Below are 21,775 nucleotides of genomic sequence, written 5' to 3' on the forward strand. Positions count from 1 at the left end.
GCGGTAAACTGACGCTCTTTGATTCCGCTGATTCGATGATGACCTCAACAGCCGTGATGCCGCTCAAATACCTGCAAGCCTATCCTCCATCGCTTCAGGATCAGGTGCGGCAATTGATTGCGCAGGGCAAGCTGGGCAGCTACCTGCAACAACGCTATCCGGGGCGGCATGAAGTGCAGAGCGACAAGGCACTCTATGCCTATGCGCTGGCACTCAAGCAGGAGCACCTGCGTAACGCACCGAATATCGATAAGGTGCTGTTCGATAACCGCCTTGACCTGACCCATCGCGCACTCGGGTTGCACACCACGGTGTCGCGGGTTCAGGGCGGCAAATTCAAGGCCAAGAAGGAAATCCGCGTTGCCTCCCTGTTCAAAGAGGCCGCTCCGGAATTTCTCCGGATGATCGTCGTGCATGAGCTGGCCCACTTCAAGGAGACCGAGCACAACAAGGCGTTCTACAAACTCTGCGAGCACATGCAGCCGGGATATCACCAACTGGAGTTCGACCTGCGTGTCTACCTGACGTGGCGTGACATGCAGGGTTGATGGCTTTTTACCGATAAGGACCTGACGATGGACGTCAGTAAGACCAAGAGCAGTTTTTACCGCCGCCTCTACGTGGCTCACCTCATCGACACCGGTATTGCCACCAGCGTGCCTGCCATCACGGAGGTCACCGGCATGCCCCGTCGTACGGCACAGGACACCCTGCTCGCGTTGGCGGACCTGGATATCGCGTGCGCATTCGAGCAAGAGGACGGCGCCCGTAATCATGCCGGGGCGTATCGGATTCATGATTGGGGAGCTATCGACAAACGCTGGATTGCCGAGCATCTGGCGCAGATCAAAGCGGTGTTAGGTTACCCCTGACCGCGAGGGACTGGGCCGCCGGCGTAGGCACGCATGGTCTCATGCCCGCCGGGAGTGGACCCAGTCGCTCAGTCCAGATCCCTTCGCATCCCGATATGAGGAATGCCGTCCTCGACATACACCTCGCCCACTGGAATGAAGCCATAGCGACTGTAGTAGCCCTGGAGGTGTGCCTGGGCAGACAGGTAAATGGGCTGGTCGGGCCAGTTTTGCTCGGCATGCTCCAGGGCCTGCACCATTAGTTCGTGCCCCATGCCCTTGTTGCGCATTGATGGGGCGGTCACCACTCGACCGATGGTCACATCCCCATCTTGCTGGATCGGGTCCAATAGGCGCAGGTAGGCCACCAGCTCATCGTTTTGCCATGCCATCAGATGGCGAGTGTCGCCTAGCAAGTCCAGCCCGTCGACGTCCAGGTACCAGCACTTCTGCTCCACGACGAACACCTGCGCACGCAACTGCAGGATGGCGTACAACTGCTCTTTGCTGAGGGCGGTATGGTGTTTGCAAATCCAGTTGATAGACATGGAGCCGGCTCACAAAAAAATCGTTGTCGGATACTAAACGCATATGGCCTTCAGTCCAAAGCCATAGAGGCAAGGCAGGTGTGACGGCAATCAGGACATTGCGTCATTTTCTTGAACTGCTGCACAGAGATTGGCGACTTATATGTTGTGGAAAACGGCTCGGCGGGCTTCAATGAAGGCCACTTGCCATGGCCTTTTCAAGAGGCCTGTAACCGCTGCTCGCTTCACGGATGTCACAGTGTCACTCGTTTGCCGCTGAAAAAATCGCAGGCCTCCACCTGCCTAAGGATCTTGAGCATGCTGCGTTTGCTTCGAGCCATGGCTTTGCTGGGAATGCTTCTGATCGCGCACGGCGCGTGGGCTCAGACTTTGCGGATGGCGGGCGATGCTTGGGCGCCATATGCAGACGTCGCGCTGCTCAACGGCGGCCTATCGACCGACCTTGTGCGCACCGCGCTGACCCGTGCCGGCTACACCGTCGAGTATGATCAAGTGCCTTGGGCGCGAGCCATTCACGGTGTCGGCGAAGGGCGTTACGACGTGCTGATCAACGCTTGGTACAGCGATGAGCGTACATTGATTGGCGAGTTCTCCGAGGCATACATGATCAATCGGCTGCGGTTCATCAAACGCAAGACCTCGGATATCCAATACGAAAGCCTGCAACAACTGCACCCTTATTCAATCGCGGTGGTGCGCAGTTACGCCTATTCACCCGCGTTCGATAGCGATGCCAGCTTGAAAAAGGTTCCCGTGGCGAGTTTTTCGACGGCGGCGCGGATGCTGGCAGCGGGTCGGGTGGATCTGACGGTGGAGGATGAATATGCCGCACGTTTTGCCTTGGGCCATGAGGCCGAGGAAGTGCGGGACAGCGTCGAATTCCTGTCCAAATCATTGAGTGAGAACAGCCTGCATATCCTGGTCAGCCTGAAGAACCCCGACCATGCCCGGATCGTCGCCGATTTCGACAAGGCCATCGCCGCCATGAAGGCCGACGGCAGCTACGACAGGTTGTTCAAGCTGCACGGTCTGTGATGTTAACGCTGTCCTTTTCCGGTTCCTTGATCAGATGCGCAGCGAGGGTGCGCAACGGGCCGAGCTGTCGGCAGATGAGCGCCAGTTGGGTCTGCACCAGGCGCTGCCCTTCGTCGATTTCCTCAGGCATCTGCTCCAGTTCTGACGCGAGTGCCTCTTCGGCATCGCTTTGCACCGCGACCGGCTGACGGGCCGCCAGGGACTGCGCGATTTCGTCGATACTGGCCGCCAGATTCGCCCCCGCGCCCTCGATCAGGTGTTCGCGTACTTCGGTCGGTAATGGGGTCTCGCGGTGCGCGCCAAGGCCAGACAGGTAGCTCAACAAGGTGTGGGACAGCACCAGAAAGCGGAAGCCTACATCAGCCTCTTTGCGGAAGTGACCCGGCTCCAGCAGCATGTTGGCCAGCGTGGTCGATAACGCTGCATCGGCATTATGAGCGTTGCGTCGGGCCAGCCGGTAAGCCAGATCGTCGCTTTTGCCCGCGGCGTATTGCTGCATGATCTGACGCAGGTAAATGCTGTTGCAGGACAGCGTGTTGGCCAGCACTTTATTCAAGCGACGGCCTTGCCAGTCCGGCAGGAACAGGAACACCGCCAAGCCTGCGATGAGACTGCCCAGCAAGGTGTCCATCAGCCTCGGCAGGAACAGCCCATAGCCGTTGCCCACCTGGTTGAAGCAGAACAGAACCATCACCGTGATCGCCGCTGTCGACAAGGTGTATCGGGTCGTGCGGTTGACGAAGAACACAACGCCTGCCAGCACGGCGCACATCGATTGCAGAATCGGCGTGGTAATCAGGTCGAACAGAATCCACCCCACGGTCAGGCCGATGGCCGTCCCGATGATACGCTGCCCCAGTTTGCGCCGTGTCGCGCCGTAGCTCGGCTGGCAGACGAAAACCGTCGTCAGGATGATCCAGTAACCCTGGGACGGGTGAATCAGATGAACCATCAGGTAGCCCACCACCAGCGCCAACGGCAGGCGCAGGGCATGACGGAACAGCAGCGAGGTGGGCGTCAGTTGCAGGCGCAGTCGCGTCCAGACATCTTTGAGGTTGCGTGGCGAGCGGTCCAGAAGACTGCTGTCGGAAGCATCGGCGAGTGCGTCCGGATTGCTGGCATCGCTGAGCAGGCGATCCAGGGTGCCGAGGTTGTGGGCCAGTGCGCGCAGGGAGCGGAGCAAGCCGCGCCACGCTGGATTGCTCTGGATGCGCAAGTGTTCCAGGGACGCTCGCAGATCATCGAGGGCGTGGGCGAAGCTGTCGTCGTAGATGAAGGGTTGGCGCAACTGGATCGACACGGAGAGGTCACGGCACGCATTGCCTTGTTGGCGCAACAGCCGCTGGCAGCGGAACAGGACGTCGCTGTGGAAAAACGCCTCAGCCAACGAGTTATAGGGATAGTGCGACGAACTGGCGCGTTCATGGATGTCCTGCGCCAGAAAGTACAGTTTCAGATAACGGCTGACTTTCGAGCCCGGGCGGCCACTGCCAACCCGGTTGAGGATGATTTCCTTGGTGACGTTGAGCGCCGCGACGACCTTGCCGTTCTGTTTGGCCAGCTCCAGTCGGCGGGCCTCGACGTCCAGGGTGCGGATCGGCTCGAACAGTTCGGACTTCAGTTTCAGGTACAGGCCCAACTCGCGAAACAGGCGCGCCAACGCTTGTTGCACAGGCTGGTTGGAGAACAACATCTGCCAGAGTACGGAAAGCAGGCCATACCACGCCGCGCCCGCCACCAGCAGCATCGGTTCATGCCAGAAGTCGGTGACTTCACCGCCACGCTGGTCCACCCCAATCATCGTGTAGACCGACAGAATCAGTGTCGCGTAGGCAATCGCGCCGTATCGTTCTCCGAGCGCGCCGAGCATCGTCAGGCAGAACGCGGCAAGGGCGAAGGCGCAGATGAACAGCACCGGGTAAGGGAAAAGCAGCTCTACGGACAGGGCCGCGATGCTGAAGCACACCAGCGTCACGGCCAACGCATTGAGTCGGCCTTGCCAGCTGTCGTCGGTTTCGGACAGCGCGCTGGCGATAATCCCCAGGAAGAGGGGGATGACCAGCGACATTTCATTTTGGTACCAGCACAGCGCCATGCTGCCGGTCAGTGCGATGAATACCCGCACACTGTAGGAAAACTTGTCCAGCGCCCACAGGCGGCGGAAGGTGTTGCGCAACGATTTCGATGCCATGAACGCGGACGGCCTTTTTCGCGACTGAATCTGCTGAACGATATGTACAGCGCCGGATGCGTGCTGTACATCCGGTTAGCAAAATTTATTCCGCGAGCCGTGCGGCGATCCGTCGCGCAAACGTCAGTGCGACCAGGCGGCGATCAGACGAACTGCGCTGCTGCGTAAGCCGAGGCCCAGGCCCATTGGAAGTTGAAACCACCCAAGTGTCCGCTGACGTCGAGGACTTCACCGATGAAGTAAAGCCCTGGCGACTTCAATGATTCCAGGGTCTTGGAGGACACTTCCCGCGTATCGATGCCGCCGAGCGTCACTTCTGCCGTGCGATACCCCTCGGTGCCCGCCGGAATGACCTGCCAGCTCGCCAGTCTGTCGGCAATGTCGGTCAATTCAGCATGGGTGTATTGCTTCATCGGCCGGGAAACGAACCACTGATCGGCGATCAGGTTGGCCATCTTGCGAGTGAATAGTTCGCCCAGCAGGGTCTTCAACTCGCTGTTGGGCCGCTCGGCCTGTTGCTGGGTCAGCCAGTCATGGGCGTCATGATCGGGCAGCAGGTTGATCTCCACGGCATCGCCCGGGTGCCAGAACGATGAAATCTGCAAGATCGCCGGGCCACTCAAGCCCCGGTGCGTGAACAGGATGTTTTCGCGGAAGCTGGCGCCGTTGCAACTGACGAGGCAGTCCACCGATGTGCCCGACAGCTCACTGCACAGCGCCTTCAACTGATCGGTGATGGTGAACGGTACCAAGCCTGCGCGGGTGGGCAGCAGCGTGTGCCCGAACTGCTTGCCCACCTGATAGCCGAACCCGGTGGCACCCAGTGTCGGGATGGACAAGCCACCGGTGGCGATGACCAGTGAGGCGCACTCAACGGTGCCCAGCGTCGTGAGCAGCCGATAGCCTGCCTCAGTCTTCTCGATGGTTTGCACGGCCGTGTCCATGTGCAGGCTCACGCCCGCGTCATCGCACTCCTTCAACAGAAGATTCAGGATGTCGCTGGACTTGTTGTCGCAAAACAGTTGCCCAAGCTTCTTCTCGTGGTAGGGCACGCCATGCTTGGCGACCAGCGCGATGAAGTCCCACTGGGTGTAGCGCGCCAGCGCCGATTTGCAGAAATGAGGGTTCTGGGAAAGAAAGTTGGCGGGCTCGGTGTACAGGTTGGTGAAATTGCAGCGCCCGCCGCCCGACATGAGGATTTTTTTGCCCGGCTTGTTGGCGTGGTCGATCAGCATCACCTTGCGGCCCCGGTTGGCGGCGGTGGCGGCGCACATCAGGCCAGCGGCGCCGGCGCCGATGATCAAAACGTCTGTTGCGGGCAAAACGATGTCCTCGGGTAAACAGAATTGAAACTGTAGGAGCGCGCTTGCCGGCGATCAGGGCGTTTCAGTCGCCAATGATGTTGGATCTACCGACGATTTCGCGGGCAAGCGCGCTCCTACGAGCGGGTGGGCGTTGTTACAAAATCCGAACTCGCAACGACTTGCCTTTGATCTTGCCCTTGTTCAGGCGCTCAAGCGCCTGTTTGGCGAGGGTGCGGTCGACGGCCACATACGCCTGAAAGTCAAAGATCGCGATCTTGCCCACCTGAGTGCCGGGAATGCCCGCTTCTCCCGTGAGCGCGCCCAGAATATCGCCAGGACGCAGTTTGTCCTTGCGGCCCGAGCCAATGCACAGGGTGGTCATCGGCGGCAGCAGCTTGCCACCTTCCGAGCGCTTCAATTGATCGTACTGTTGCCAATTGAGAGGCGCTTTCTGCAGTTCTTCGATGGCGCGGGCCCGTTGGCTTTCCGATGGCGCCACGAGGCTGACGGCGATCCCTTTTTCCCCGGCGCGACCGGTACGGCCCACGCGGTGAATGTGGATTTCCGAATCCCGCGCCAGCTCGACGTTGATCACCATGTCCAGCGCGTCGATGTCCAGGCCGCGAGCGGCCACGTCGGTGGCGACCAGCACCGACGTGCTGCGGTTGGCAAACATTGCCAGCACCTGATCGCGGTCCCGTTGCTCCAGATCGCCATGCAACCCCACCGCTGACATGCCCTTGGCTGTCAGGTGATCGACCACCTCTTGCACCTGTTGCTTGGTGAAGCAGAAAGCCACGCAGGACTGCGGCCGGAAGTGATCGAGCACTTTTACGACGGCTTCAAGACGTTGCTCTGGGGCGATTTCGTAGAAGATCTGCTCGATCTGGCTGTCTGCGTGCAGGGTCTCGACCTTGACGGTCTGCGGGTCGCGCATGAATTTGGAGGCCAGTTGCTTGATGCCCACCGGGTAGGTGGCCGAGAACAGCAACGTCTGACGGCGTGCGGGCGTCTGTTGGATGATGTCTTCGATGGCGTCATAAAAGCCCATGTCGAGCATGCGATCGGCTTCGTCGAGGATCAGCGTGTTGAGCCCGTCAAGCACCAGCGAGCCCTTGCGCAAGTGCTGTTGAATACGGCCTGGCGTGCCGACGATGATGTGCGCGCCGTGCTCCAGTGAGCCGATCTGCGGGCCGAAAGCAACACCTCCGCACAGGGTCAATACCTTGATGTTGTCCTCTGCGCGGGCCAGGCGGCGGATTTCCTTGGCCACCTGATCGGCCAGTTCACGGGTCGGGCACAAGACCAGCGCCTGGCAGCCGAAGTAACGCGGATTGATCGGGTTGAGCAGGCCGATGCCGAATGCGGCGGTCTTGCCGGAGCCGGTCTTGGCTTGGGCGATCAGGTCCATGCCCTTGAGGATCACCGGCAGGCTCTGCGCTTGAATCGGTGTCATCTCGGCATAGCCGAGAGACTCCAGGTTAGCCAGCATGGCAGCGGAGAGTGGCAGTGAATTGAACGCGGTGTTAGTCACAAGGGTGGCCTGCAAAACAAAATGTCGCGCAGTGTATCAGGTCACGCGCCCCGCCTTGCGTAGGCGGGCGATAAATGGTGAACGCGCCCTACTACGTGGCTGGCGATGCGCCGGTGCGGGGCAAGGCGATGCGGGAAATCCACACCGCCCGCTCCCCGTAGAAGCGCGCTTGCCCGCGAAAGCGTCGGGTCAGTTGACACCGTAGCGTCTGGCAGTAAGGAGTCGCGGGCAAGCGCGCTCCTACAGGGTTGGCACCCGTCGATCTATCGGCGTTCCTCCCACGCCGTCCATGGCCGTCGCGCTTCGTTGCACCCGGTTTTCACCATAAGCGGATGGGCGTTCCTTGGCCGCTCGGCGTCAGACCTCTATTTCCGGTTCGGTCTGCGGCTTGCGCGGCGGTGCTTCTGGTGGCATGCGCGGCGACAGCTGCAGGAATATCGACGCCGCAAGCATTGCCAATACCCCAACGCAGAGGAATGTCAGTTGAAATGCCCCCAGCACGTTGCTCACTTCCCCCGCGGCGACGTCGTCCGTGAAACCGCCCAGCAATGCAGCGGCACACGCCACACCCAGGCTCAACGACAACTGTGCGACCACGGAAAGCAGGCTATTGCCACTGGCGGCACTGGCATCGTCCAGGTCGATCAGCGTCACGGCGTTCATCGCCGAGAATTGCAACGAGTTCACGCCACCCAGCAGGGCCAGATGGATCAACAGCATCCAGTAAGGGGTCTCGGCGTCCACCAGCGCCATGCTGGCCAGCAGTGCCCCCAGTAATAGCGTGTTGCCCGTCAAGATGACCCGGTAGCCCAAGCGCGGAATCAGCTTGGTGGCCAAAGGCTTGGCCGTCATCGCGGCCAGCGCCAGTGGAATCATGCTCATCCCAGCATGAGAAGGGGAATAGCCCAGGGCGACCTGCAGCATCAGCGGCACCAGAAACGGCAGTGCGCCGCTGCCCAACCGCGCGAATAGATTGCCCATGATCCCCACGGCAAAACTGCGGGTGCGAAACAGCGAGGCCGAAAACAGCGGCGCTTCGACATGCCCGGCCCGCAGCCAGTAAGCCGCCAGGCAAGCCATGCCGCCGAACAGCAACATGACCACGCGCAAATGGGGCAAGTGCAATTCACCCAAGCCTTCGAGAGCAATGGTGATCAGCACCATGGAGGCGCCGAACAGGCCGAAGCCGACCAGATCGAAGCGCGTGCGGCCACCTCCCTGCAAGTCCGGAATGAATTTGCGAACAGCGAAGCACCCGATCACGCCGACCGGGATGTTGATCAAAAAAATCCAGTGCCAGCTCAGGTATTCCACCAGCCAGCCGCCTACCGTCGGGCCGAGCAGCGGGCCAAGCAGCGCAGGCGTAGTGATGAAGCCCAGGGTGCGCACCAGTTCGGTTCGTGGGTAAGCCCGCAACACAATCAAGCGACCCACCGGCATCATCAGCGCTCCGCCCAATCCCTGAATGACCCGCGCCGCTACCAGCATCCCCAATGAGTTGGACGCTGCGCACAACAATGAGCCAAAGCTGAACAGCAGGATCGCGCTGAAAAAGATGCGCTTGATGCCGAATCGGTCGGAAATCCACCCGGAGGCCGGAATCAGCAGGGCGATCGTCAGCATGTAGGCGATGATCACCGACTGCATGCGCAACGGGTCTTCCGAGAGCGAATGGGCCATCGACGGCAGCGCGGTATTCAGAATCGTGCCATCCAGACTCTGCATGAAAAAGGCGATGGCGATGACCCAAGGCATCCAGCGCAAGGTTTTGGCGTCCAGTGGCGGGGTGGTGGTGGGCATGTGGGTCGTGGGTCCTTATATTTTTTGAGGTCATGCAGCCAGTAGGCGCGCGCTTGCCCGCGACAGCGTCGTGTGAGACGCCATTGCTGCTCAATGTGTCAACGCCATCGCCATCGCGGGCAAGCGCGCGCCTACTGGCCGTGGATTCACAACGTCAGTGTCAGCTTGCTCACCAGCGCTCCCGGCAGCAGGCTGGAATCCGTCTGACGCTGACTGTAGGTACTCGTCGAGAGGCTGAGTTCCCTTTCTTGCGTCAATTGTTCCAGCGCGTCGCCCAGCAGGCTGAAGATGCTGTCGTCGAAGCGCATGGTGTCGACCGGCCCTTTGATCTTGCCGTCCTCGACCCAGAACGTCGCGAAGCGCGTCATGCCGGTGATTCTCCCGGCGGTGCGGTCCGAAAAGTTCAGGTACCACAGGTTGCTGATGTACAGCCCAGTGCCGAGTGCTTTCAACACATCGTCCTGTAGAAGCGATCCGCCCGACAGGCTCAACGCACCAGGTGATTCTCCGCCTCCGGCACCGTTGGCGGTCAGGCCATATTCGGCCGCGCTGCGCGAGTCGACGAGGCGATCCCTGGCAGCGCCCTCGACCACCAGAGCCAAGTCCGAGCGGGGATAGCCTTCGCCGGAAAATGCCGGGGACAGAGAGCCTGTGACCTGTTCGTTCAGGCTCACCAGCGGACTCAGCGTCGCCTGACCGTCGTACAGCCGTTGCAGCGGGCTGCGCTTGTCGGCCAGCGACTGCGCCGAGAAACCGCCCCAGCACAGCATGCCCATGATCTCCTCCAGCGCTGCCGGTGCGAGGTAGGCGCGATATTGACCGGGCGCCAGCGCATGCGAGGGTTGTCCAAGAAACGCCAGTTGATCGCGGGCCAGCGCAAAGCGCTTGGCGAAGGCTTCGTCGCTCCACTCATCGCCGGCGTAATTGGCTTTGACCGCTTGGCCGTTCGCGTGAAACAGGCTCCAGTCGAAATTGAAGCTGTTGGCCTGATGCCAGCCGAATGCGCCGTTGTCGCTGGCAAAGCCGCGATAGATCGGTCCGGCTGCATAGATGCCCACCAGATCAAGGCCTTCGCCCAGTTGCGCAATCCGCTCGACGACCTGCTCACTGGCAGGTAGCGGCCGTTCTTGAACATGGGTGCTCTGCCAGACCTGATCATTGAGCAGCAAGTAGGGGTCTGGTGGAAGCAATGGCAAGGTCCCACGCAGATGTTGCAGCGCGTCGCTCAAACGCTCGCGGTCCACCGCCTCGTCGCCCGACAGCGTCAGGCTGAGGTCGGCGTGGCGGCCGTTTTCGATCAGTTTGAATGTCAGGCTGGCCTGTTGCACGTGGCCGGCCTGGCGCACCTTGGCGTGGTTGAAGCGGATGAAGTCCGATGCTTCGGCGTTGTAGGCGAGGGTAAAGCCTTCCTGTGGCGTGATCGCGCTGTGCAGCCAATCGACCAGTGCTTTGAACCGAGCTTGATGGGCCATCAGGCGTCACCTCCGAAAACGTCGACGTTGGCAAATACGCACGCGGGCGAAGCATGGCCGACGCGCACCACCTGATTGGGCTCCCCCTTGCCGCAATTCGGCGTACCGAGCACCTTGAAGGTGCTGGCGTCCCCTACCGCGTTCAGGCTGCGCCAGAACTGCGCGGAGACTGCCCGGTAATTCGGATTTTTCACCACGCCCTTGAGCTCGCCGTTTTCGATCAACTGGCCCCACTCGCAACCGAACTGGAATTTGTTGCGCGCATCGTCGATCGACCACGAACGATTGGTGCTCATCAGAATGCCGCGCTCGATGCCACCAATCAGTTGTGCCATCGTCTTGTCGCCAGGCTCGATGTTGAGATTCGCCATGCGGTCGATCGGCGCTCGGTTCCAACTGCACGCTCGGCTGTTGGCGACCCCTTCCATACCGCTGCGGTACTGCGAAAGGGCGCCACCCAGCGGACGCTCGAGAATGCCGTCCTTGATCAGAAACGCCTTGCTTGCCTGGGTGCCGTCGTCGTCGAACCCATAGCTGGCCAGTTGGTGAGGGATGTTCGGATCGAAGGTGACGTTGAGCAGCGGCGAGCCGTATTGCAGGTGCCCGAAATCATGGGTTTTGACGAAGCTGGTGCCCGCGTAGTTACGCTCGTCCCCCAGAATGCGGTCCAACTCCAACGGATGCCCGATGGACTCGTGAATCTGCAGGATCATCTGATCGGGGGTGAGCAACAGATCGCGCGGGCCGGTGGGCGTGTTCGGCGCCATGAGCAGTTGCAGGGCCTGGTCGGCGACAAGCGGAGCCGCGCCGATGATTCCGCAAGAAGCGATGACCTCGGCACCGCCCTGCTGGCCGAAGTTTTCGCGACCCAGGCTGCGGGTTTGACTGTCGCGGCCGTCGTAAGCCGTCACACTCAGCCCAGGGAACACATACCGTTGAGCCTGGCGAATTTCCGCACCCGCGCTGTTGAGGTAAATCTGCTCGACGTTTTCCAGGCCGAGGGTGACGTGCCAGTTCACCAGTCGGGCATCCTCAGGTACCGCGGCGGACTCGTGGCCGAGCAGGGCATAGCAATCGCTCAACGAGGGAAACGCCTTGTCCAGGTTCGGCGACAGGTAATCGGCTCGGCCGGTGGCGACGGCGTGGTCGCGCAAGTCCAGCAGCGCATGCGGCGCCAGCAGTCTGGCTTGACGTTCCGCTCGCTCCAGAGCCGTTTGCAACCCGCGCGGGGAGAGGTCGTTGGTCGCGGCATAGGCTTCGACGCCGTCGATGCGCACGGTCAGCATTGCACCTTCGTCTGTGCTCAGGTGCGGGGGTTCGGGAACATTCTTGCGCACGGACAGCTGCTGGCTGGTCTGCTTGACGTAGCGCAGTGAAAAGAATTGAGCACGGCTCTGCAAGGCGGCGAAGCGCTGCTTGAGTTGAGCGGAGAAGTCGAACATGCAGGGAAGCTCCTCGGCGATTCGGGCGGGCAACGGACCGAATCATAGCGCGGAAGGGCTCTGTGGCGGGGGAGGAACGCCATATATCGACTGCGCCGACCCCGTAGGAGTGCGCTTGCCCGCGACTGCGCACTGCCAGGCACTGCGGTGTCAACTGACCCGATGCCATCGCGGGCAAGCGCGCTCCTACAAGGGATCAGCCGGTGTGGATCTCCCGCATCGGCTTGCCCCGCCCCGGCACATCGCCGGCCACGTAGTAGGTGGCGGTGCTGCGCGGCAGAGGCTGACGACCGCGAACGGCGGGGGGAGGAACGCCCACACCTCGACTGCGCCGACCCCGTAGGAGCGCGCTTGCCCGCGACTGCGCACTGCCAGGCACTGCGGTGTCAACTGACCCGACGCTGTCGCGGGCAAGCGCGCTCCTACGGGATCAAGCGGTGTGGATCTCCCGCATCGGCTTGCCCCGCACCGGCGCATCGCCGGCCACGTAGTAGGTGGCCGTGCTGCGCGGCAGAGGCTGACGACCGCGAATGTTGTCGGCGATCTTCTCGGCCATCATGATGGTCGGCGCGTTGAGGTTGCCGGTCGTGATGATCGGCATGATCGAGGCATCGACCACTCGCAGACCCTGCATACCGTGAACGCGACCCTGGCTATCGACCACGGCCATGTCGTCGGTGCCCATCTTGCACGAGCACGAAGGGTGAAAGGCTGTCTCGGCGTGTTCGCGCACGAAGGCGTCCAACTGCTCGTCCGTCTGCACCTCGATGCCCGGGCTGATTTCGCGACCGCGGTATTTGTCCAGCGCGGGCTGAGCCATGATTTCGCGGGTCAAGCGAATGCCGTCGCGAAACTCCTGCCAGTCCTGTTCGGTGGCCATGTAGTTGAACAGAATGCTCGGATGTTGCCGGGGGTCCTTCGACTTCAGTTGCACCCGGCCACGGCTTGGCGAACGCATCGACCCCACATGAGCCTGGAAGCCGTGTTCTTTGACGCCGTTGCTGCCGTTGTAGTTAATCGCCACCGGCAGGAAGTGGTATTGAATGTTCGGCCACTCGAACTCCTCTCGGCTGCGGATGAAACCGCCGGCCTCGAACTGGTTGCTGGCGCCAATGCCTTTGCCGAGGAACATCCACTTCGCCCCGATTGCCGGCTGGTTCCACCACAGCAGCGACGGGTAGAGCGAGACGGGTTCCTTGCAAGCGTATTGCAGGTACATCTCCAGGTGGTCCTGAAGGTTTTCGCCCACGCCCGGCAAGTCGTGCACCACAGGAATGTCGAGTTTCTTCAGTAATTCGGCAGGGCCCACACCCGAGCGTTGCAACAGTTGTGGCGAGGCAATCGCACCGCTGCTGACGATCACTTCCTTACGTGCACGCGCTTCGATGCGGGTGTCGCTGTTGCCTACCAGATAGGTCACGCCCACGGCGCGCTTGCCGTCGAACAGGATGCGATCGGCCAGGGCATGGGTGACAATTGTCAGCGTATTACGCTGCTTGGCGACATCCAGGTAACCGCGCGCGGTGCTGGCGCGACGCCCATGGGGGGTCACCGTGCGATCCATCGGGCCGAAACCTTCCTGTTGATAGCCGTTGAGGTCGTCGGTACGCGGATAGCCGGCTTGAACCCCGGCCTCGACCATCGCGTGGAACAGCGGGTTGTTCCCCGCCTTGGGCGTCGTCACGCTGACCGGACCGTCGCCCCCGTGATAGTCGTTGGGGCCGATGTCGCGGGTCTCGGCCTTGCGGAAATACGGCAGACAGTCCAGGTAGGTCCAGTCTTCCAGGCCAGGCAGCTTCGCCCAACCGTCGTAGTCCATGGCATTGCCGCGGATGTAGCACATGCCGTTGATCAAGGACGATCCACCCAACCCCTTGCCGCGGCCGCACTCCATCCGGCGGTTGTTCATGTGCGGTTCCGGGTCGGTTTCGTAGGCCCAGTTGTACCGGCGGCCTTGGAGCGGGAAGGCGAGGGCCGCGGGCATCTGGGTCCGGAAATCCGCGCGATAGTCAGGCCCGCCGGCTTCCAGCAGAAGCACCGTGACGCCGGGGTCTTCGGTCAGACGCGCGGCCAGTGTGTTACCGGCGGAACCGGCGCCTACGATGATGTAATCGTATTCCAAGATATTCCTCCTTCGGGGAGCTGCAAGCGCAAGCTTCAAGCTGCAAGAAAAAGCAGCGAGGCGGCGCCTGCCAGATTGATAGAGGGAGCGGCAAACTCGATCTGCTTGTGATCTTTCTTGAAGCTTGCCGCTTGAAGCTGAACGGTGGCCTTAGAACACCGAGCTGTATTCGCCCAATTCAACCTGGACAGACTTCAATCGCGTGTACTGCGCCAACGAACTGATCCCGTTCTCGCGGCCCACGCCCGATTGCTTGTAGCCACCGACCGGCATCTTGGCGTCGGACTCGCCCCAGGCGTTGATCCAGCAGATCCCTGCTTCCAATTGATGGATCACGCGATGGGCGCGATTCAGATCGCGGGTGACGATCCCGGCAGCCAGGCCGAATTCGGTGTCGTTGGCGCGGCGGATCACTTCTTCCTCGGTCTCATAGCTGAGGATGCTCATCACCGGGCCGAAGATTTCCTCCTGGACGATGACCATGTCATCCGTGCAGTCGGTGAACACGGTCGGTGCCACGAAGGCACCTTTGGCGAAGTCGCCCTCGGTGAGGCGTTCGCCGCCGATCAACAGACGCGCACCCTGTTCCTTGCCCTTGGCGATGTAGCCCAACACGCTTTCCATGTGAGCGAAGCTGACCAGGGGGCCGAAATTGGTGTTGTCATCCTGCGGGTTGCCTGCGCGAATGCGCTTCACGCGTTCGACGATCTTCGCCTCGAATGCGGTTTTCAACGCGCTCGGCACGAATACCCGGGTGCCGTTGGTGCAGACCTGACCCGAGCTGTAGAAGTTGGCCATCATCGCGATGTCAGCGGCCCGGTCCAGATCGGCGTCGTCGCAGATGATCAGCGGCGACTTGCCGCCCAGCTCCATGGTCACCTCTTTGAGCGACGAACTGGACGCACTGGCCATGACTTTTTTGCCAGTGTCGGTACCGCCGGTGAACGAGACTTTCTCGATGCGAGGGTGCTCGGTCAGCCAGGTGCCGACCTCGCGACCGCTGCCGGTCAGCACGTTGAACACGCCATCGGGCACGCCCGCCTCGGTGTAGATTTCTGCCAGTTTGAGGGTCGTCAGCGAGGTGACTTCACTGGGCTTGAAGATCATCGCATTCCCGGCTGCCAGCGCAGGGGCGGACTTCCACAGCGCGATCTGGATCGGGTAGTTCCAGGCGCCGATGCCGACGGTCACACCCAGCGGTTCGCGGCGGGTATAGACGAAGGACGACGACCGCAGCGGGATCTGTTCGCCTTCGATGGCCGGGACCAGGCCAGCGTAATACTCCAGTACATCCGCACCGGTGACGATGTCGACGTATTTGGTTTCGGAAATCGCCTTGCCCGTGTCGAGGGTTTCCAGCTCTGCCAACTCGTCGTTGCGCTCGCGCAGAATATCGACGGCCCGACGCAGAATGCGCGATCGCTCCATGGCGGTCATCGCAGCCCAGATTTTCTGGCCCTTTTCGGCGCTGGTTACCGCGCGTTCGACATCGGCCTGAGAGGCCCGCTGGACGAGGGCGAGCACTTCGCCGTTAGCCGGGTTGATGGCTTCGAACGTCGCGTCGCTGCTGGCGTCGACGTAACCACCGTCAATGTAGAGTTTTTGCAATTCGAAACGGGCCATAGTGTCCTCTCGTTTATCGGTGATTGGCGTGGACCGTTGCAGGGCGCACCGTGCCGGTCAGTGTTCGGCGGCGGTCTCAGCCCACCGCTTTCGCCAGTTGCAAATCCATGTATTCGAAGGCGATCTGCTGAGCCTGCTCGGTATCGAAGGCGTCTCCCGAAAGCGCGCCACGCAGCCACAGGCCGTCGATCAACGCTGCCAGCCCTCGGGCGGCGGTACGGGCGTCGTCCAGCGTCAAGACGCGGCGGAACTGGCAACACAGGTTCGAATACAAGCGGTGATCGTTGATGCGCTGCAGTCGGTGCAGCGAAGGCGAATGCATGCTGGTGGCCCAGAAGGCCAGCCAGGTTTTCATCGCTGGGCCATTCACCTGGCTGGCATCGAAGTTGCCCTCGATGATCACTTTCAGGTGCGCTCGCGGGCTGTCGTCAGTCAGCGCCTGACGGCGCTCGGCAACGTTGACGATCAGCGCGTTCATCAGGTGGCGCATGGTGGCTGCGATCAGACCGTTCTTGTCCTGAAAGTAATGACTGATGATGCCGTTGGAGACCCCGGCCAGTTTGGCAATCACCGAAATGCTAGCCTCGCCCATCCCGACCTGATCCACCGCCGTCAGGGTGGCTTGGATCAGTTGTTGCCGCCGAATGGGTTGCATACCGACCTTGGGCATCTCGCGTCTCCTTGGCTCGCCGGGTGATCGTGAATGACTGAAAACGGGCTCCAGTCTATTGCTTTTTGATTGAACGTTCAAACAACAAAAAACGATGGGCGTGCGAAAAAAACGCGAATATCCCCGTTCTAGAGCCTTAGATCGACACTCTGTAGGAGCGCGCTCGCCCGCGATCGATGATCGTTCCCACGCTCCGCGTGGGAATGCCGTGCTTGACGCTCCGCGTCACCCCATGGGGCGCAGAGCGTCCCGGAATGCGTTCCCGCGCGGGGCGTGGGAACGATCACCTGACTTAACCGTGGTTCTTGCCCAGCAGTGCGTGGTAAAGCTCGCTGTCGCCGAGGATGCCGACCAACTGGTTATTCTCTTGCAGCACCAGCTTGTTGCCAGTGTGATAACGAATTTGCAGGGCATCGCGCATGCCGATGTTGGAGTGCACGACGGTGGGCTTGCGGCCAAGGTTTTCAACCGATTGACCTGGCTCCCAGCTCTGCAGGTCCACCGCCGTGCCATGCTGACGCAGGCCTTTGATGGTGTTGCCTTCGGCCAGGTCGATCCAGGAATCGTCGCCCGGGTCCAGGCATACCTGGGAGCCGTTGATGCGGGTGCAGTCATTGATCGAGCGCATCAGGCTGCGGCCGCACAGTACGTTCAGCGGGTTGGTGTGGGCAACGAAGGTGCGCACATATTCGTCCGCCGGGTTGAGCACGATTTCTTCCGGCACGCTGTACTGAATGATCTTGCCGTCTTTCATGATCGCGATTCGAGTACCGAGCTTGAGGGCTTCGTCCAGGTCGTGACTCACGAACACGATGGTCTTGTGCAGTTTTTTCTGCAGAACCAGCAGTTCATCCTGCAAGCCCTGGCGGATCAGCGGATCGAGTGCCGAGAAGGGTTCGTCCATCAGCAGAATGTCGGCATCCATCGCCAGCGCGCGCGCCAGGCCCACGCGTTGCTGCATACCGCCCGACAGTTCGTCTGGCTTCTTGTTGCGCCATTGGGTCAGGCCCACCAGTTCGAGTTTTTCGTCCACCAACTGACGGCGTTCTTTCTCGGGGCGCCCCTGCATTTCCAGACCGAAACTGATGTTCTCGCGAACCGTCAGCCAGGGCATCAACGCGAACTTTTGAAACACCATCGCGATGCGCTTGGTACGCATCATTTTCAATTCGGCCGCCGAACAGTTGGCGATGTTGATCTGCTTGCCTTCGTGCTCGACGAACAGCGACCCGCGGCTGACCGTGTTCAGCCCGTTGATGCAGCGCAGCAGGCTGGACTTGCCCGAGCCGGACAACCCCATCAGCACGCAGATTTCGCCTTTGTTGATTTCCAGGCTGGCTTTTTCGACGCCGACGATCTGGCCGGTTTTCTTCAGGATTTCTGGCCGCGCAAGGCCCTGATCCAGCAGCTTGAGAGCCTCGCGCGGGTCTTTGGAGAAGACGACGTCTACCTGGTCGAATTTGATGATGCTCATGCGTCGGCCCTCACTTTAGCGTCGGGTTGTTTGCAGATACGGTCGAGCATGATCGCCAGCAATACGATCGCCAGGCCTGCTTCGAAGCCCAGGGCGATATCAGCAGTGTTCAGTGCGTTGACCACGGGTTTGCCCAGGCCGTCGGCACCCACCAGTGCGGCGATCACCACCATCGACAACGACAGCATGATGCACTGGGTGATACCGGCCGCGATGCTTGGCATGGCGTGGGGCAGTTCGATACGGGACAGTAATTGACGGCGGGAGCAGCCGAAGGCCTTACCAGCGTCGAGGAGTTCCTGCGGGACATCGCAGATGCCCAGATACGTCAGACGGATAGGCGCGGCAATCGCGAACACGACCGTCGAAATCAGACCCGGCACGACGCCCAGTCCGAAAAGAGTCAGGGTTGGAATCAGGTAAACGAACGTCGGGACCGTCTGCATGAGGTCGAGGATCGGTCGCATGGCGGTGTAGAACCAGGGTTTGTGCGCGGCGACGATCCCCAGTGGGACGCCGATCACGACGCACACGAGGGTCGCGAACAGCACTTGCGCCAGGGTTTCCATCGTTTCCTGCCAGTAACCCAGGTTGAGGATCAGCAGAAAAGAGGCCACGACGAAGGCGGTCAGCCCCCACTTGCGTTGGATGTAGTGAGCAAGCAGAGCAATCAGGCCGATCAGAACGAATGGGTTGAACCAGGTCAGACCAGCGGTCAGTCCATGGATCATGGATTCGAGACTCGAGGCGATGGCGTCGAAGGTGCTGGCGCCGTGCTGCGTCAGCCATTCGACAAAACCGGCAATGTACTCGCCCAGGGGGATTTTATGATCAGTCAGCATGATATCGATTGTCCGCGTGCGGGATGAAAAGAGGACAACAGGCGGGCGAACCCGCCTGCCTGTCGAGTTACTTCGTCAGCTCGGCTTTAGCGGCGTCCAGGCCAGGCTTACCGTCCACTGTGGTGACACCCGCCAGCCAGGTGTCGAGAATTTGCGGGTTCTTCTTCAGCCATGCCTTGGCGGCGGCTTCAGGCTTCATTTTGTCGTCGAGGATGTTGCCCATCAGGCCGCTCTCCATCGGCAGGGTGAACGAGAGGTTCTTCAGCAGTTGGCCGACGTTGGCGCATTCGCTGGTGTAGCCCTTGCGCACGTTGGTGTAAACGGTCGCCTGACCAAAGTTCGGACCGAAATAGTCATCGCCACCGGTCAGGTATTGGATCTTGAAGCGCGTGTTCATTGGGTGCGGTTCCCAACCCAGGAACACGACATCCGTTCCACGTTTGGAGGCGCGATCCACTTGCGAAAGCATGCCCGCTTCGCTGGATTCGACGACTTTGAACCCGGCGTCTTTCAGGCCGAAGGCGTTCTTGTCGATCATGCTCTGAATCAATCGGTTGCCGTCGTTGCCTGGCTCGATGCCATAGATCTTGCCGTCCAGCTCCTTCTTGAATTTGACGATGTCCGCGAAGTCGTGCAGGCCTTTGTCATAAAGGGCTTGAGGTACGGCGAGGGTGTACTTGGCGTTTTCAAGGTTGGCGCGCACGGTTTCCACGGTTCCGGCGTCGCGGTAAGCCTTGATGTCGTTTTCCATGGTCGGCATCCAGTTGCCGAGGAACACGTCCATATTCTTGCCATCGGCCAGTGATTTATAGGTCACGGGCACGGAAATCATGGTGGTTTTGGTCTTGTAGCCCAGCGACTGCAGCACCACGCTGGTCACGGCGGTGGTAGCCGTGATGTCGGTCCAGCCCACATCGGAGAAATTGACGGTCTGGCAAGCGGCGGGCTCCGCGGCCTGCGCTACCAGTGGCAGACTCAGCGCAACGCCCAGCAACAGCTTATGTGAACCTTTCATGGTTGGACTCCTTAGGTGTTTTCTTCTCGGCATCAGGCGAAGCTGACGCGTTTTCTGGTGTCGGCGAGTCAAGTAGGAAAACAGCTCTATCACTGCGTATGGCGATTGAGTCGCTAACGATCATGTAACAGGGAAAAACAAACGCCTACAGGGTGCGTCGTAACCAGTACAGAGGGGGTCGTATCCAGTGTCGGTGACGTCGCTTACAGCTTTTTTCCCCACCCGCCGACCGGTTTTCGAGTGTCAAAGCGGCAAAAAGTGTCGAAATCGGTGGCGCTGCTTCGGGGGCGTGGGTACCTGCTTATCACGGCGTTCGTGGACAAGAGTGAGTCGGTGTGAGACGCCGCCCTTCTGGATAAAAGGCTGATGATGCGGCTATCTCGACGGGTCGCAGCTTGAAGCGTAGCAGCTCCGTCGCCGGCCGCCTGGCGTGCCGGAAGCCCTGTTATTCGGAGGTTTGCGGTAAATGGCTATCAGCGTGTTCGACCTGTTCAAGATCGGAATCGGCCCCTCGAGCTCCCACACCGTCGGGCCGATGCGAGCGGCGGCCTTGTTCGTTCAAAGCTTGCGTGAAAACGACCGTCTGGCGCAGGTCGATCGCATCGAAGTCCGTCTATACGGCTCGCTGTCCGCGACCGGTGTCGGTCACGGCAGTGACAATGCGGTGATCATGGGCTTGATGGGCGAATGGCCGGATGCAATCGATCCTTCCCAGATCGGTCGTCATATTGCCGAACTGCGCGAAACCGAGACTCTGAAACTCAATGGTGACCACCCGGTGCCGTTCATCTGGCAGCGCGACATGCTGTTGCTCGACGAAAACTTGCCGTACCACCCCAACGCCATGCGCCTCATCGCCTTCGACGCCAACGGCGAGCTGCACCGCGACACCTATTATTCGGTAGGTGGCGGTTTCGTGGTGGACGAGGCACAAGCCGCCAGTGGTGTACTCGACGCCGATAACACCGTTCTGCCTTATGAATTCTCCAGCGCCGAAGAATTGCTCAGGCTGTGCAAGCAGCACAACTTGCGTGTGTCGGAATTGATGATGGAAAACGAGAAGGTTTGGCGCAGCGAAGGCGAAATTCGCGCCGGCCTGATGCGGCTGTGGAAGGCGATGCAGGATTGCGTCGAGCACGGCCTGAAAGAGGAGGGCGTCCTGCCGGGCGGGTTGAATGTACGTCGCCGTGCCGCACGGTTGCATCGCAGCCTGCAGGAGCTGGGCAAGCCGAACGTGATTGGGTCGACCCTCAACGCCATGGAGTGGGTCAATCTGTTCGCGCTGGCGGTCAACGAAGAAAACGCAGCAGGGGGGCGCATGGTCACGGCACCGACCAATGGGGCGGCGGGCATTATCCCCGCGGTGTTGCATTACTTCGTCAAGTTCAGCGATGACGTGAGCGAAGCCAACGTGGTGGATTACTTTCTGGGGGCGGCGTCGATCGGCATTCTCTGCAAAAAGAATGCGTCGATCTCCGGTGCGGAAGTCGGTTGCCAGGGCGAAGTGGGCTCGGCCTGCGCAATGGCCGCAGCAGGGCTGGCGGATATTTTGGGAGCGACGCCTCCACAGCTGTGCAACGCGGCTGAAATTGGCCTGGAGCATAACCTGGGGCTGACCTGTGATCCGGTGGCCGGCCTGGTTCAAGTGCCCTGCATCGAGCGCAACGCGATTGCCGCCGTCAAAGCCATCAACGCAGCGCAGATGGCCTTGCGGGGCGATGGCGAGCATTTCATTTCGCTGGACCGAGTGATTCGCACCATGCGCGACACCGGTGCAGACATGCACGACAAATACAAGGAAACCTCCCGCGGCGGCCTGGCTGTCAGCGCAGTGGAGTGCTGAACACCTCGT

Annotated in this window: 18 protein-coding genes; 4 read left to right on the forward strand and 14 right to left on the reverse strand. The window is 60.7% G+C overall.

Annotation, left to right across the window (positions count from 1 at the left end; all coding sequences use genetic code 11):
* Window positions 1–53 precede the first annotated feature (53 nt).
* Both N5D61_RS09250 and N5D61_RS09255 read left to right on the forward strand, forming a co-directional pair.
* Entirely contained in the window at window positions 54–548 is a 495-nt protein-coding gene (locus N5D61_RS09250) for a M48 family metallopeptidase (RefSeq protein ID WP_279892418.1), read from the forward strand.
* A gap of 27 nt (window positions 549–575) precedes the next feature.
* On the forward strand, window positions 576–872 hold the full coding sequence (locus N5D61_RS09255) for a winged helix-turn-helix domain-containing protein (protein ID WP_279892216.1): 297 nt from the start codon (window positions 576–578) through the stop codon (window positions 870–872).
* Window positions 873–940: 68 nt separating this feature from the next.
* Here the strand turns inward: N5D61_RS09255 and N5D61_RS09260 are convergent, their stop codons facing one another.
* On the reverse strand, window positions 941–1,399 hold the full coding sequence (locus tag N5D61_RS09260; protein WP_108237382.1) for a GNAT family N-acetyltransferase: 459 nt from the start codon (window positions 1,397–1,399) through the stop codon (window positions 941–943).
* A gap of 297 nt (window positions 1,400–1,696) precedes the next feature.
* Here N5D61_RS09260 and N5D61_RS09265 point away from each other — a divergent pair, with 297 nt between their 5' ends.
* Window positions 1,697–2,434 carry a transporter substrate-binding domain-containing protein gene (locus N5D61_RS09265; protein ID WP_279892217.1) on the forward strand — a complete coding sequence of 246 codons (738 nt, stop codon included), beginning with the start codon at window positions 1,697–1,699 and terminating at the stop codon, window positions 2,432–2,434.
* On the opposite strand, the gene yccS is transcribed toward N5D61_RS09265, so the two are convergent.
* The 13 genes from yccS to N5D61_RS09330 form a co-directional block, all read right to left on the reverse strand.
* Window positions 2,415–4,625, reverse strand: coding sequence for a YccS family putative transporter (gene yccS / locus N5D61_RS09270; protein WP_279892218.1), 2,211 nt, complete (start codon window positions 4,623–4,625; stop codon window positions 2,415–2,417). The two genes, N5D61_RS09265 and yccS, sit on opposite strands and share 20 nt — an antisense overlap.
* A gap of 143 nt (window positions 4,626–4,768) precedes the next feature.
* A complete protein-coding gene (locus N5D61_RS09275) occupies window positions 4,769–5,947 on the reverse strand; it encodes an NAD(P)/FAD-dependent oxidoreductase (protein ID WP_279892220.1) in 1,179 nt (392 codons plus the stop codon).
* Between the two features lie 136 nt (window positions 5,948–6,083).
* A complete protein-coding gene (gene dbpA / locus N5D61_RS09280; protein WP_108237378.1) occupies window positions 6,084–7,463 on the reverse strand; it encodes an ATP-dependent RNA helicase DbpA in 1,380 nt (459 codons plus the stop codon).
* Window positions 7,464–7,820: 357 nt separating this feature from the next.
* Entirely contained in the window at window positions 7,821–9,263 is a 1,443-nt protein-coding gene (gene mdtD, locus N5D61_RS09285; protein ID WP_279892221.1) for a multidrug transporter subunit MdtD, read from the reverse strand.
* A 146-nt stretch (window positions 9,264–9,409) separates the two neighbouring features.
* Window positions 9,410–10,735, reverse strand: coding sequence for a metallopeptidase TldD-related protein (locus tag N5D61_RS09290; protein WP_279892222.1), 1,326 nt, complete (start codon window positions 10,733–10,735; stop codon window positions 9,410–9,412).
* Window positions 10,735–12,177 carry a TldD/PmbA family protein gene (locus tag N5D61_RS09295; protein WP_279892223.1) on the reverse strand — a complete coding sequence of 481 codons (1,443 nt, stop codon included), beginning with the start codon at window positions 12,175–12,177 and terminating at the stop codon, window positions 10,735–10,737. Before N5D61_RS09295 ends, N5D61_RS09290 begins: the two co-directional genes overlap by 1 nt.
* Before the next feature lie 196 nt (window positions 12,178–12,373).
* A complete protein-coding gene (locus tag N5D61_RS09300; protein WP_279892224.1) occupies window positions 12,374–12,496 on the reverse strand; it encodes a hypothetical protein in 123 nt (40 codons plus the stop codon).
* 111 nt (window positions 12,497–12,607) lie between these two features.
* The gene (gene betA, locus N5D61_RS09305) at window positions 12,608–14,299 is read right to left on the reverse strand and encodes a choline dehydrogenase (protein ID WP_279892225.1); all 1,692 of its coding nucleotides are present in this window, start codon (window positions 14,297–14,299) and stop codon (window positions 12,608–12,610) included.
* A gap of 150 nt (window positions 14,300–14,449) precedes the next feature.
* A complete protein-coding gene (gene betB, locus N5D61_RS09310; protein WP_108237374.1) occupies window positions 14,450–15,922 on the reverse strand; it encodes a betaine-aldehyde dehydrogenase in 1,473 nt (490 codons plus the stop codon).
* A 76-nt stretch (window positions 15,923–15,998) separates the two neighbouring features.
* Window positions 15,999–16,592 carry a transcriptional regulator BetI gene (gene betI, locus N5D61_RS09315; protein ID WP_108237373.1) on the reverse strand — a complete coding sequence of 198 codons (594 nt, stop codon included), beginning with the start codon at window positions 16,590–16,592 and terminating at the stop codon, window positions 15,999–16,001.
* Between the two features lie 292 nt (window positions 16,593–16,884).
* The gene (gene choV, locus N5D61_RS09320; RefSeq protein ID WP_108237372.1) at window positions 16,885–18,066 is read right to left on the reverse strand and encodes a choline ABC transporter ATP-binding protein; all 1,182 of its coding nucleotides are present in this window, start codon (window positions 18,064–18,066) and stop codon (window positions 16,885–16,887) included.
* Entirely contained in the window at window positions 18,063–18,911 is an 849-nt protein-coding gene (gene choW / locus N5D61_RS09325; protein ID WP_177411040.1) for a choline ABC transporter permease subunit, read from the reverse strand. Before choW ends, choV begins: the two co-directional genes overlap by 4 nt.
* 64 nt (window positions 18,912–18,975) lie before the next feature.
* Window positions 18,976–19,923, reverse strand: coding sequence for a choline ABC transporter substrate-binding protein (locus N5D61_RS09330; RefSeq protein ID WP_108237370.1), 948 nt, complete (start codon window positions 19,921–19,923; stop codon window positions 18,976–18,978).
* Window positions 19,924–20,389: 466 nt separating this feature from the next.
* Between N5D61_RS09330 and N5D61_RS09335 the strand changes: the two genes are divergently transcribed.
* The gene (locus N5D61_RS09335) at window positions 20,390–21,766 is read left to right on the forward strand and encodes an L-serine ammonia-lyase (RefSeq protein WP_108237369.1); all 1,377 of its coding nucleotides are present in this window, start codon (window positions 20,390–20,392) and stop codon (window positions 21,764–21,766) included.
* The last annotated feature ends 9 nt before the right edge of the window (window positions 21,767–21,775 follow it).

This window comes from Pseudomonas sp. GD03842 (assembly GCF_029841165.1).
GTDB lineage: Bacteria > Pseudomonadota > Gammaproteobacteria > Pseudomonadales > Pseudomonadaceae > Aquipseudomonas.